General features: G+C 39.2%; 11 protein-coding genes. All 11 read left to right on the top strand.

Annotated features, from left to right (window positions below; genetic code table 11):
* The first annotated feature begins 6 nt into the window (after nt 1-6).
* Nucleotides 7-3,090: a tail fiber domain-containing protein gene (locus tag ICA20_RS16340; RefSeq protein WP_223145684.1), complete on the top strand. Its 3,084-nt coding sequence runs from the start codon at nt 7-9 to the stop codon at nt 3,088-3,090.
* 61 nt (nt 3,091-3,151) lie between these two features.
* Nucleotides 3,152-3,628, top strand: coding sequence for a hypothetical protein (locus ICA20_RS16345; RefSeq protein ID WP_000763877.1), 477 nt, complete (start codon nt 3,152-3,154; stop codon nt 3,626-3,628).
* Nucleotides 3,629-3,685: 57 nt separating this feature from the next.
* Complete coding sequence (locus tag ICA20_RS16350) at nt 3,686-4,102, top strand: hypothetical protein (RefSeq protein WP_125316727.1); 417 nt, start codon at nt 3,686-3,688, stop codon at nt 4,100-4,102.
* Nucleotides 4,102-7,791: a DUF1983 domain-containing protein gene (locus ICA20_RS16355; RefSeq protein WP_149282230.1), complete on the top strand. Its 3,690-nt coding sequence runs from the start codon at nt 4,102-4,104 to the stop codon at nt 7,789-7,791. Before ICA20_RS16350 ends, ICA20_RS16355 begins: the two co-directional genes overlap by 1 nt.
* A gap of 45 nt (nt 7,792-7,836) precedes the next feature.
* Nucleotides 7,837-8,121, top strand: a complete 285-nt coding sequence (locus ICA20_RS16360; protein WP_000227550.1) for a hypothetical protein — start codon at nt 7,837-7,839, stop codon at nt 8,119-8,121.
* Entirely contained in the window at nt 8,118-8,594 is a 477-nt protein-coding gene (locus tag ICA20_RS16365) for an endonuclease domain-containing protein (RefSeq protein WP_000823057.1), read from the top strand. The genes ICA20_RS16360 and ICA20_RS16365 overlap by 4 nt, the downstream gene beginning before the upstream one ends.
* A 156-nt stretch (nt 8,595-8,750) precedes the next feature.
* Nucleotides 8,751-9,293, top strand: coding sequence for a hypothetical protein (locus ICA20_RS16370; RefSeq protein WP_001029588.1), 543 nt, complete (start codon nt 8,751-8,753; stop codon nt 9,291-9,293).
* Nucleotides 9,294-9,310: 17 nt separating this feature from the next.
* Nucleotides 9,311-9,628 carry a hypothetical protein gene (locus ICA20_RS16375; RefSeq protein WP_001020753.1) on the top strand — a complete coding sequence of 106 codons (318 nt, stop codon included), beginning with the start codon at nt 9,311-9,313 and terminating at the stop codon, nt 9,626-9,628.
* A gap of 63 nt (nt 9,629-9,691) precedes the next feature.
* Nucleotides 9,692-10,000: a cytochrome gene (locus ICA20_RS16380; protein WP_125316729.1), complete on the top strand. Its 309-nt coding sequence runs from the start codon at nt 9,692-9,694 to the stop codon at nt 9,998-10,000.
* A 35-nt stretch (nt 10,001-10,035) separates the two neighbouring features.
* A complete protein-coding gene (locus tag ICA20_RS16385; RefSeq protein ID WP_053264355.1) occupies nt 10,036-10,398 on the top strand; it encodes a hypothetical protein in 363 nt (120 codons plus the stop codon).
* Nucleotides 10,391-12,790, top strand: a complete 2,400-nt coding sequence (locus ICA20_RS16390; protein ID WP_125316731.1) for a hypothetical protein — start codon at nt 10,391-10,393, stop codon at nt 12,788-12,790. Before ICA20_RS16385 ends, ICA20_RS16390 begins: the two co-directional genes overlap by 8 nt.
* The last annotated feature ends 101 nt before the right edge of the window (nt 12,791-12,891 follow it).

A 12,891-nucleotide genomic window follows, 5' to 3' on the forward strand; every position in this document is an offset into this window, starting at 1 on the left:
AAGAAAATGGCAAATAATAAAGTTAAACATTATAGAACAGACGTCGCCGGAAGAAAGCCAGAAGCGAAAAACATGCTTGATGGTGAAATCGCTATTAACTTAGCCGATAAAAAGATTTTCACTAAATTCGGTGACGCTGTTATTAACATCGGTAATGGTGCTGACGCTGTTGTTGAAGGCGGTCAGACCTTTACTGGTAAAATTAAAGCAAGTGATATTGAATCCGATTCTAATCTGACTTTAAAAAATCTTGATAAAAGCGATATTGTTTTTGCTGATGAACACGACAAAGCAAAAGCGCGTATTAGTTCTCCTGCTCAAGCAGACGCTAAAGGTGAACTTCGTGTTACGGTAGCGAAAGGAAAAGCTACAGGAGAGAGTTCTGACTTTGTGCTTAACGGTAATGGTCAGTTATCTTTACCTGCTGCTCCTGTTGCTCCTGAAAGCGCTACGCGTAAAGATTACGTTGATTCTGAAATCAGTAAAGTCCAAACAGGCTCAAGTGCTGACCTGACGAAACTCGAACAGAAAGTTGATGCTAACGACGCTGCTATTAACACTCGCGTTGATAATCTGAATTCAAAAGTTGATCAGAACGACGCTGCTATTAATACGAAAGTTGATGCGAATAAAGCTGATGCTGACGAAAAGATTAAAGCTGTTAACGACCGTCTGACTGTTGATAATCAGACTCTGACTAATATGATTAACGAAAAAGTTAGTAAGTCTGGTGATACTATGACAGGCAATTTGACAGTTCCTTCTGTTCATGCTGCTGGTGATGTATACGCTGGAACTTTGAAAGTTACATCTGCTGGTAATAACGGTGGTGTTCTGAGTATTGAAAACCACGGCAGAACTTCAAAGACTATTCATCAAATTGCATACGCAACGGATACGGATGATCGACTGTTATTTCGTCGTGATGCTAACGAAGGAACCGACGCATTAGATCTAATGACCATGGCTTGGGGAAAGACAGGCAGAGGAATGTCAATTGATATTTCAGGTCAAGCTAGAATCACTGATACAGTAACAACTCCTTTAATGTCCGTTGCAAGCAACTTTGCCGTTGGAAATTCACTGGGTTTAAACTCTATCGCTATTGGTGATTCCGACACTGGTTTTAAATGGAGACAAGACGGTTGGTTAAACTTCTATTCTAATAACGTTGTAACAGCTTCTATCGCAGGATCTGAAAACTACTTTAATAGAAAAACTTATTTCCGTTTCAGAAGTGATGATGGCGATTCGAATCTGTTGGCTCCTGAAGGTCAGGCATTAATTCAAATCGATACGACAACAGATGGGAATAACGTTGGTGATTCCACGACTTATTTCGGATTAGTTAATGGTGGAAAATACAATCATTATCTGAGAGGTAAAGGCAGAACGTATATTGATACTCATGAAGGTCTCGGCGTTGCTGGTCCTGCAAGTTTCTATCAGACGATTTTTAACAACAAAGGATACGGAAGTTACGATAGTGAATCATTGCCAACTTGGACAGATGCTGCGTATCAATCGAATCATTTAAGAAAAGTAAGAGCTAAAAACGGCGGAGCAATTTTTCATGAAGCTGTTGTTGCCGAACACGGTGATTCTAGAGCTAGTCAGTCTATAAGCTGGTATCACGGTAATGGTCCTGAAAACTTCATCGCATCGATGCAGATTGACGGAACAATTAACGCAACTCGTTTTAATACGTCTGCTGAATATGAAGCGATTAACATCAAAACGAAAAATCGCGAAGCTGCTTATATTAGAGGCACAGACGGTGACAAAACTTCATGGTTATTTGGTCGTTTGAATCCCGGTGATAACAGGTTAATTGCTCGTTCTACTATCGACCAAGACGGAAGTTCTACTGTTGACTTGGAGATGGATTCAGGAAGCAAATACTTCGGTGTTAATGTTGGTGGGAATAGAATTGCAAGATTTCATGAAAAAAATATTATTATCGACGGAAGAAAGTGGGCTGCTGACAATAGTCACGCTTGGGCAGACCAATGGAATCAACTTCCTCCTGTTGCTATAGAATTTGGTGCTGTTCCTTCTGGAAGTGATTATTATCCTGGATATGCATTACAAAGTAGCTCTGTTGGTTTTGGTTATTCAACTCGATTCGAACTCGGTATGATTCGTGCTCCTGCTGATCAATTCGGTAGAGGTATTCTTCGTGTGGGAACATATGAAGAAGGTGCGTCGAAAACGATGGCGAATTACGAGTTCAGTATTGACGGAAGATTCGCAGTTCCTGGCAAAATTAATACTCCTTATCTAGAAACTTCTAGAATTACAAGTTTTGCTGTAGGTAATACGAATAACGGTCTAGGCGGTAATTCAATTGCCTTCGGTGATCACGATACTGGTATTCGTCAGCAGGTTGACGGTATTCTTGAATTTCATGCTAATGGATTTCATTCGATGTCTATCGATTCTGCTCAAGTTTGGTTAAACAGACATTTGAATATTTCTGCTCCTAACCACGGTCGTGGTGTTTATGTCAACGGTAATCGAGAAGGTGCCAGCAATTCGATGATTCAAGGTCAAGTCGAAGGATGGGCTGATTGGGGTTCATGGCGTGAACGTCCTGCGGGAATGATTGTTGAAGCTTCTGCTCGTTCGAAATGCATTAATATCTGGAAACATGTTCACTGGGGCACAGAATATAGTGCTGCAATGGACGTTTATAATCCCGACGGTGCAGGTCCTGAAACCCAATTACACGTTGGTGGTGCAAACTATCATTTCAGCGGTAACGGAACAGCAAACGCCATTTCTTGGGTTAGCACTTCTGATAAACGTCTGAAATCAAATTTTGAAGAAATTGAAAACGCGGTTGATAAAGTCGAGAAACTTACTGGTTACGTATACGATAAGAAATCTGATTTAGTCGAAACTGAATATTCATTCGAAGTTCGTGAAGCAGGTATTATTGCTCAAGAACTGAAAGAAGTATTACCAGAAGCTGTTAGTTCTTTCGGACCTGACGAAATTCTTGGTGTTAACTCTGCTGCTGTAAACGCGTTGCTGGTTAATGCTATCAAGGAATTAAGTGCTCGCGTTAAAGAACTTGAAGCTAAATAACAAAAAGGGGAGAAATCCCCTTTGCTAAATAAACTATATTAACTCAAATAGGAAATTAAAAATGGCAGACAAATTTGATATTTTTGCTGGCTCTTACGTCAGTGTGTTCTATAACTCAGAAATTGCAAACACCGATCTGAATTCAGAAAAGTTTGTTGAAATTCCTGAAACTGGTGCATTCCCTTCTACGGGTATTGAACGCGAAGTTATTACAGCTCCTAACTTCTCTCACAAATACTCCCGTAAACTGGTTGGTCGTGGCTCTGTTCCTGATATCGACTTGACCGTTAACTATATTCCAGAAAGCGTTCATGATGTTCTGATTAAGCTTGCGGAAGATGGTAAACGTGGTCAGTTTAAAATCGTTTATTGGATTGATGCTACTAAAAAACTGGGTGTTGCAAAAGTTTATAACGGCTTCTTGTCAAGCGCTGTTCATAATGGCGGTGAATCAGAAGTTCAAGGTCTGACAATGACACTGAGTGTTGATGGTGGTCCTGTTGTTTCTGGTGTTGTTGATTTGACATCAAGTGATTAATTAAAAAGACTCCGCAAGGGGTCTTTTTTTGGCTCTAAATAAAGTCAGAGGTGAAACATGTTTAAATTTCAGGCTGACTTATCAAAATTACTTAATCGCTATATCAATCAGCAACACGTTTTCGGTCAAAACGACTGTAATATCCTTGTTGCTGAATATATCGACCTTGTTTGTGCTACTGAATACACAGACAAATTAAAAGACAAATACACGAGTATTCCTGAAGGACTGAAGATCTGTAAAGACCTAACAGGATTTAATAACGTTCTCGAAGCGTGTGAAACGCATCTTGAGAAATCAGAAACTATAGAAACAGGCTCGGTTATCTTAATTAAGAAAAAGCATAAAAACCGAATCTATTACGTTGCGTCTATCGTTTTTAATAATAGAGCATTAGTTGAACATGAAAATAAATATCAACTGATAAACGTCAACGATTTTAATTTTGAATTAATTTTTAACAGGAGAAAATAATGGCTATTGTAGCTATTGGTGCAATTATCGCAGGTGCTTCCGCGGCTGCTGCTGCTTACGCTGCGGGTGCTGCTCTTGCTTTGGCAATTGGTATTGGTGTCGCTGTTGCTGCTGTTTCTGCTTTGATGTCAACTCAGATGGCGCAGAACGTTCCCCGATTTAACAGCACAGACACAGCAACGACATTAGGAACAACGTCAGATCCATCAAGTGTTATTCCTATTATCTATGGTGAACAGCGTACAGGTACGATTAACGTTTGGAAAGCTGTTGGCGTTGATACGACATATTTGGTTCAGATCTTTGCAATCTGTGAAGGTGAAGTTGATAGCTTCAAAAACCTTTATATGGATAATCAGAAAATCTTACTTGATGGCGTTTATAAAGACGGTGTTCTTCCGAAAGGTTCAATCGCTGCTGAATATCAGCAATATGTTGAAGTTGAATTCTCAACTGGTAAGCCATACGGTCACGTTTTTACTCTTGCTCAGAAATATCTAGGAAATTCAGATGCTGGCTGGCCTGATTCTGCTACTGGTAATAACATCGCTGCTTGTTGTGTTGTTATGCGCAAACGTAACTCAGACCTTCAAAACCAAGCTGATATCCTGCAACCTAACAGTCAAGTATCTGTTGACGTTAGAGGACGTTTGATTACAGATCTGAACACAGGAGAACGCGTTTCCTCGAACAACGGTCCGAGTCAGATTGTTGATTATCTAACAAATGATAGATACGGTCTTGGAATTCAGATTGATAAAATCGACCTTGAAAGTTTTAAAGAAGCTGCTCGATATGCAAAACTGAACAGTTTATTTTCTGATGGTGCAACTGACCCGAACGGTTCATTCAAAGAAAACTTAACTCAGCTTGCAGGTGCATTTAACGGTATTATCACAGAGACTTTCGGTAAAGTAACATGCAGAATCGATGGACCTGATGTTGTTCAATATGACTTCAACGAAGATAATATTAACGCTGGTACTGTTAGCTTAAACGATGGCGGTTCTGAGAATTATTACAATACTCTGAACGTGAAATATCAAGATCCGTCGATTGACTATTCTGACCAAGTTCTGCGTTATCCGTCTGACGTAACAAATGATGGAACAATCGCGAAAGATAAACGTATTATCGCTAAAGATATCAGTTATAGATTCGTGAAATCAAAATCTCAGTTGGATAAAATTGCTTCAATCGAACGTAACAAATCTCTGTTAAAGCAAGTTATTAGTTTTTCAACTGCCGATGCTTATACCGCACAGGTCTGGGATGTTATCAGAGTTAATTTCTCTGAACTGGAACTTGTGAATTCATTATGGCGTATTACTAATATCGATCGTTCGATGAATAAAGGTGCTGCTGGTATCGTTACTATTACTGCTTCTGAATATATCGAAGAAGTTTATACCAATCTTGACTACGCGAAAGACCCTGATAACACAGGAAGCAACATTCCTAATAAATCTGTTCTGATTGCTCCTAAGAATCTGACAGTTAAAGCAGTTGCTGAAACAGCTTTAGGAAGAACTCTGAAAGTTCAATGGACGTCTGAACCTGATTATAATCGCGCAGGTTATTATATTCAGTATAGTCTTGCTGGTAAGAACTCTTGGATTCAAGCAGGTTTCACATCAGGCGATTATTTCTTGATTATGAGTCTTGACCCTAATCAGAAATTTGATATTCGTGTTTGTGCTTCTGGTGTTGTGTATCGTTCAGATTGGGTTTATGTCAATAACGTTAACCCTGAGGTTATGTATAACTTACCAGTCGTTACAGGACTGCACCTAGTGAACGCAGTTGAAAATCAATACACCACTAACAAGACTCAATTTGAATTCGCCTGGGACGACCAGAGCGCACAGAAATTCTATGTTGACGACACGTTACAGACATTCGGTGAAGTTTTTCAATATTACGAAATCAAAATTGAAGGTCAGCGTCCTGTAATTTACAAGACTAAAGACTTAGGTTTTGTATATGACTTTAATATGAACTTGGGTAATGGTCTGAGTCGTGAATTGAAAGTTTCTGTTACTGCATACGGTCACGCTGGTATGAAGTCAGATCCTGCTGTTATTACTGTTAAGAACAATCAAGCTCCTGCTATTCAAGGTTTCACAGCTTCGAATGGTCCTGGAATGCTGATGTGCTCTTGGAATGACCCACGCGATAATAAGCCTGAAGTTCCTGACTTCAAAGGCACAATCGTTCATATTGCGAAAGACCAGAGTTTTAATGAAATTGTTCACGTTTATTCAAGTTCAAGTCCGTTCTTAGATAATTTTCCATTAGAAGATGGTCAATTCTATGTTCGTTCAGCTTGGTATGACGTATTCGGACAAGACCAGATTACTTGGTCAGAATCGAAGTTTATCGATATGAAATGGGATATTCCGTGGACTGACGATATGAAAGAACAGTTAAACGATTTGCTTGATTTGGATAAACGTGTTGATGGTGCTATCGATGAAGCATTAGACCTCGCTAACAAATACACTGATACGAAAGTTACAGCATCCGAGCAAAAAGTTACTACTGAATTAAATCAGACTATCACGACGAAAAACACCGAACTTCATACTCAGATTACTAATGAAACTAATGGCGCTATCAATCAGGCTATCAGTATTCAAGAATCTAACTTTGATGGAAAACTTAACTCGGCTATTACGAAAGTTGAAAAAACTCAAGCTGATGATAGACAAGCAACCGCAAGTTCAATTAATCAATTGAAAGCTGAAACAAACACAGCTATTGCAACAGTTAGTCAAGAATCAAAAGCAAGCGTTGACGACTTAACAGGAACGATTAATAGCAAATGGGCAGTTCAGACTAATGCCGACGGTGTTGTTGCTGGTATCAGTATGCTGGCTAATAAGAATCCTGACGGTTCAAAACAGTCTAGTATTGTTTTTAACGCTGATAAAATCGCTATAACGAATAACAATACTCCTGCGGGTGCTGTTGCTCCGTTTATGGTCGCTGATAACAGAGTTTATATGGATTCTGCAATGATTCGTAATGCTTCTATCGGTTCAGCACAGATTGCAGATGCTTCTATTAACAACGCTAAGATTCAAAACGGTGCTATTAACAACGCGAAGATTGAAAACGGTGCGATTACTACTGCGAAAATTGGTAATGCTCAGATCGGTTCAGCACAGATTGCTTATGAAATATCTTCTGATAACTGGTTCCCTTCCGGTGGTACTCAAGGTTGGACAATCAGAAAAGACGGTTGGGCTTCTTTCCAAAACGTTAATATCAGAGGTAACATTCAAGCAGATTCTGGTTATTTCGCAGGTGAAATCAGAGGCGGTTCAGGTTATTTCACAGGAACTGTATACGCTGACAGAATTGAAGGTGACGTTATCAAAATGGGTCATATAGATCCGTGGACAACAGTTCATATTCCTGCTGTTAACTGGAACAGAGTAATTTCTATTCCAAACCTTTCGATTTCAGGCAGAACTTATTCCGGTGGTGCTTGGGGCTACGGAACTGCATGGATTAATATGTCGAACGGTCAAGAAATCGTAAGAACAGTTACCAGTGCAATGAGTGGTTCAAACGGTGGTACAGGCATTATCTATGCGGGACAAGCTGTTGATTTGAGTTACGGTGCTGACTTGAATCATGCGACCGCAGCAAGAGCAGTTTACTTTATCAGTAAACAACAATAACGTTCTAAATAAAGACAAGGAGGTCTTTTAAAAAGGAGATTCAAGATGGTCGATATAGCACTGATCATTTCCATCTTGGGTGCTCTAGGAGGTTTCTTGGCTTGGGTTTATGCCGAAATTAAATCAAACAATGAAAAACGAATTGACCTTGAGAAACGTTTCTCAGACATCGAAAAAAGCATAGCCGTTAATGACGCAAAAGATGCTTCGCTTATAAGCGATATAACACGACAACAGGATGAATTTCGAGAGGTCAAATCTGATTTGAAGAATTTAGAAGGAAGAACAGCAAAGCTAGATATCGACCTAGCAGTTCTAAGAGGAAAATGAAAAGAAAAGAGATTCCGATTTATAAGCAAGAACTCTTTCAAAAGCAAAAAGGTCTTTGTGCTTTAACTGGCATAAAGATTCATGAAGTTAATAAAGCCCATCTTGACCATGACCATATATTAACAGGCTCTAACGCAGGCAGATGCAGAGGATTATTAATCGCTCAAGCAAACGTCCTAGAGGGCAGAATAAAACATCAGTTTAAACGTTCGGGTCTCGATGGGAAAATTGACTACATCGAGTTTTTGAAGAATCTTGTTCAGTATCTTGAAAAAGACTACTCAGACAATCCTACGCATCCACAACTTATTCCTGATTTAAAGAAGGCGTTCTCTCGAAAAAATCTTTCTGAGATGAAAGCTATTACAGGTTCAAACCTTAAAACGAAAAAGGAGCTTGAAAAAGTCTACTCAAACCAAATAAAGGTGAAATATGAAAATGAAATATCTCCAAGCATTGGCAAAACACGCTAAAGATTATCTTATTGTTCTATTTCTCGTTACTATAACTTATAACACTGTTGCTGTTCCTGTTCTGCAAGCTTTCGATATTAAAGCACCTAAAATGATTCTTATCAGCGAAGAACAGATAAAAACATTTGGGACGCTTCTGATGTCAGGAGTGAACTAATGGCAAAAGCAAAAGATGTTATGAAAGACCTTGAAAAATGGCGAATCAAAGAATCTGACGTGTTCAGTAAGAAAGTAACCAAAGCGTCTAAACTCGCTTCTGTTGAGTTGCAAAGAAAAATCAACAGACGAGTCGATGGACCAGTTAATTTCACTAAGAACGCAGTAGGTTTCAGTTTCAGATACGATCAGAACGGGTCACGAAATAGAATATTCATCAAAGACAAGCAGGCTGATTATCTTGCTCCGTTGATTGATGATAACAAAGGAATTAATAAGTTTGTTCCAACTGGTGTAAGAGGTTCAAAGAACAAATTCGGTAACATTCCTAACTTGAAATCAAGAAATAATCTTGAAGCTGTCAAGCAAAAAAAAGATGGCGTAACTCGAACGATCCTCATTAAAACTAACGTTAAAAAGCAAGACCGTCGTTTAATTGCTGTATTCAAGAAAAATCAACACAGAAGAAAAACTCTGGGTTCATGGAATCAAATCTCTGACGATATATTCAAAACCGTTAAGCGTGTTGCGGGTACTAAATAAAGTCAAAAGGAGAACAAATGAACATTCACGATTTTGATACTTACAGATTAGACGAACTTGCCGACATCTACGTTAACGAGATTAATCCCGAGTCAATGACTGTTCCTTACGGTTGCGAACACATCAAAGATAAGCGAATTAAAAAATATCTGTTCAACGATAAGAACGTTTTTATTGTTTCAACACAGAAGAAAAAACCTAATTGTCATTTCAAATTAGGACAGACAGTTCGACTGCAAGGTCCATTTTTTGAGACCGAAGCGAAGAACTTAGGAATGATTGAATATATCCACAAAGGTTTCAGAATGTACGGATATTTCTTTCAATGGAAATAACAAAAGGGAGCCTCGCGCTCCCTTTTTCATAAATAAAAGAAAACTCAACAAAGGGAAACAAAAATGAATTTCGATGAAATGTTAGCATCACTATCACCAAAACGCGAAGCTGTTGAAATCAACGGTTATAAATTCTATGCACGTCCGATGACTGTATCCGAGTTTGGTGAATTCTATTTCAAAAATGAAAACACAGAAGAACGTAATGACCGAATGATTCTAAATTGCATTCAGCACGAAGACGGAACAAGCGTTTTTAAAGAAATCGCTCAAGTTCAGAAACTTTATACAACTGTTCGTTCGCAACTCGCAAGCGCTGTTTCAAACGCTAGTATTCTGACTAAGGATTCAGACGTTCTGGAAAAGAACTAAGGCAGAACTGGGCAAAATCATTTCAGTATCGAACAATGTTACGTCGCGGATTATCAAACGAAGAAATTCAACAGATGTCCGTAATGATGTATTACGAATTATGGTTTTTCGACTCGTTTATTGAACCACAAAGTCCTGTCTATAACGATTTCTATCAAGCTCGATTGATTCACACTATCGAAGCAAATAACCCGAATCTGACCAAAGAGTACAGGAAAAAGTTGAACATGAAAGACCATCAGCTTATTAAAGATTCTGTGTTTAAGTCTCAAGAAGAAATCGAAAAAGAGAAAGAACAACAGGAGATTAAACGTAAGAAAGCTATTGAATCGATGTTCGACCCAGCTCTGTTAGATAAAGTTAAACTGAGAAAAACAAAAAAGGTGAATAATGGCTAAATCACGTTATGACGTTGAGATTAACGGAGATAACAAAGGCCTTTCAAAATCTATTGATAAGTCTATGGAGCAACTGAACGAACTTGATTCGGTTGCTAATGGACTTTTTAGTAATATGACAGGACCGTTGAATAATCTCAACAGTGGAATATCAGGTATTGCAGGAATGTCCTCAGGTATGCAAGCTCTGGGGATCGCAGGAATGGCAGCAGGTGTAGGTGTCGCCGCTCTTAATACCGCTTTAGAAAAAACAAGAGAACTTAATCAGATCTCTACGTCAACTGGACTTTCAGTTGAATATCTGCAACAGCTTCAAAAAGAATTTCGCACTACAGGAATGGAAATTGACCGATTCGGGGATCTTAACAAAGATACTCTTGACCATCTCGGTGATTCATTCAGAGAAGGCGCAGGCGGTATTAGTGATGACCTTGAAAAATGGGGTATTGGTCTTGAGCGATACACTCAATATATTAACGACGCCGAAGGCGGTATTAAAGCACTTGTTCAGACTTATTATGACTTGAAAAAAGCTGGTGCAAGTCAAGCCGAAATCGTTAACGGAATGGAGTCTATGGCGTCTGACGGTTCTCACTTGATTACTGTTCTTGAAAAATACGGCTCAACTCAAGAAGCATTAAACGCTATCAATAACCAATCAGCTAGTATTACAAACGAAACAGCAAGGGAATACCAAGAATTCGATGAAAAGATGAAAACGCTTTCGGTGAACTTGGATAATTTAACTGTTAACGTTATGGGTCCTCTCGTTTCGAAAATGAATAATCTTTATGATATTGCGAATAAAGATTGGACAGCTAGTAATATCCTCGATTTCTTTACTGAGATTGATAGCTTACGTCCTGATAAGATGTTAGCAGATTGGGCGGCTGACACGATTGTTGATGCTTATGCAGACGCTAATCCTACTTCTGGCGCAGGTCAACGTAAACAGCAAAAAGATTATCTTGATACGACAGAACGTTTTCTGAAACAGACCAAAGCTCAAGGCGATAAAGCTTATGAAAAACGTAAGCAAGACGAAATAACACGAGCGAAGTTACAGAAACAGCGTAATGAGAAAGCCGCTGAGGAAGCGAAAAAAGAAGCTGATAAAGCTAAACGCGAAGCTGACAGAATCGCAAGAGAGCAAGAACGCGCTGGGAAAGAAAAGCTACGCTTACAGGAGCAAGCCGCAAGAGAATCTAAAGCTGCCTACGATAAGATGATGCAAGACAGGGAGGCTGCGTTACAGAGTCTTTCCAGTCTTGATGCTGCAATTCTGAGTCAAGAAGGTCGCACGATTTCAAATCAGGTTAGTCAAGTTCAACAGGCTATTAAAACTATATCAGAACTTGAGAAAAAAGGAATTATCTCCGCTGAACAGGCTAAGCAACGTCGAAACATGCTGTTTAAAACATCTAACGCAGAATTTAAACAGACTCTTATGACGAGTCCTGAAGAAATTGGAGCAATCACGACAAGTCTTGAAGTTGTATATCAGCAACAGCTTGAACAACTTGAAGCGAAGAAAGCACAGTCGTTAATCAGTCAGCAAGAATACAACACACAGATTGAAGCATTACAGCAAGACCATCAGCAACGTCTTGAAGCAATTAAAGCGACTGCTGGCGATGGTAATATGTCTAATCTTAAAAATCTTGATGCTATCGGTTTTGCAACTGATGAAGAAAAAATGGCTATTCAACAGAAAATGTTGGAAGAACAATTTCAGAAGATGCAAGAACAGAACCAAAAGCTATATGACGGACAATTGATTTCTTATGAAGATTATCTCAAACAGAAACAGCGTCTTGACCAAGCTTATGCGGTTAAATCGAAAGCAATTACTTTCACTGAGATTCAGACAAAACTTCAGATGTATAACGGTTTTGCTTCTGGTATGGGTGCAGTTATAGCCGGTATTTCTGGTGAAAACTCTAAAGCTGCTCAAGCAATGTTTGCAGTTGAAAAAGGAACAGCAATCGCAAGCGGTATGTTAAACGCTTATGAATCAGCAACTGCTTCAATGGCAAAATATCCTGGTCCTTTAGGTTACGCTCTGGCTGCTTCAAGTTATGCAAGAGTTATCGGACAAGTCATGCAGATGAAATCAGTGAATCTTACTGGTATGGCTCACGATGGTATTTCTAATGTTCCAAGAGAAGGGACATGGCTGCTTGATGGTGGCGAACGTGTCGTTGATGAAAGAACAAACGGCGACTTGAAAGACTTCTTAGATAATCAGAAAACAGGAGGCGAAACAAAAATCGACGCAAGTATTCACGTTTCAGGGAATGTTACTGATCAGCGTTGGTTTGCTGAACAATTAAAACGTCAGCAACAGAACATCGCGGCTATTGTTCAAGACAGCAACAGACGCAAGATGTAACTAATGGGAGCATCGCGCTCCCTTTTGATGTCTTGATTTTGTCGCTTTGAAACTATATTGTGACGTTGCTGGAAACTAACACTGGCGTATCCTGAAAGAGA

It is taken from the genome of Citrobacter sp. C5_2, from assembly GCF_014596845.2.
Lineage (GTDB): Bacteria > Pseudomonadota > Gammaproteobacteria > Enterobacterales > Enterobacteriaceae > Citrobacter > Citrobacter werkmanii.

What these genes read in the sequence shown, in the direction of transcription:
- ICA20_RS16340 (WP_223145684.1), top strand. Translation starts at nt 7, where the DNA reads ATGGCAAATAATAAAGTTAAACATTATAGAACAGACGTCGCCGGAAGA.
- ICA20_RS16345 (WP_000763877.1), top strand. Translation starts at nt 3,152, where the DNA reads ATGGCAGACAAATTTGATATTTTTGCTGGCTCTTACGTCAGTGTGTTC.
- ICA20_RS16350 (WP_125316727.1), top strand. Translation starts at nt 3,686, where the DNA reads ATGTTTAAATTTCAGGCTGACTTATCAAAATTACTTAATCGCTATATC.
- ICA20_RS16355 (WP_149282230.1), top strand. Translation starts at nt 4,102, where the DNA reads ATGGCTATTGTAGCTATTGGTGCAATTATCGCAGGTGCTTCCGCGGCT.
- ICA20_RS16360 (WP_000227550.1), top strand. Translation starts at nt 7,837, where the DNA reads ATGGTCGATATAGCACTGATCATTTCCATCTTGGGTGCTCTAGGAGGT.
- ICA20_RS16365 (WP_000823057.1), top strand. Translation starts at nt 8,118, where the DNA reads ATGAAAAGAAAAGAGATTCCGATTTATAAGCAAGAACTCTTTCAAAAG.
- ICA20_RS16370 (WP_001029588.1), top strand. Translation starts at nt 8,751, where the DNA reads ATGGCAAAAGCAAAAGATGTTATGAAAGACCTTGAAAAATGGCGAATC.
- ICA20_RS16375 (WP_001020753.1), top strand. Translation starts at nt 9,311, where the DNA reads ATGAACATTCACGATTTTGATACTTACAGATTAGACGAACTTGCCGAC.
- ICA20_RS16380 (WP_125316729.1), top strand. Translation starts at nt 9,692, where the DNA reads ATGAATTTCGATGAAATGTTAGCATCACTATCACCAAAACGCGAAGCT.
- ICA20_RS16385 (WP_053264355.1), top strand. Translation starts at nt 10,036, where the DNA reads ATGTTACGTCGCGGATTATCAAACGAAGAAATTCAACAGATGTCCGTA.
- ICA20_RS16390 (WP_125316731.1), top strand. Translation starts at nt 10,391, where the DNA reads ATGGCTAAATCACGTTATGACGTTGAGATTAACGGAGATAACAAAGGC.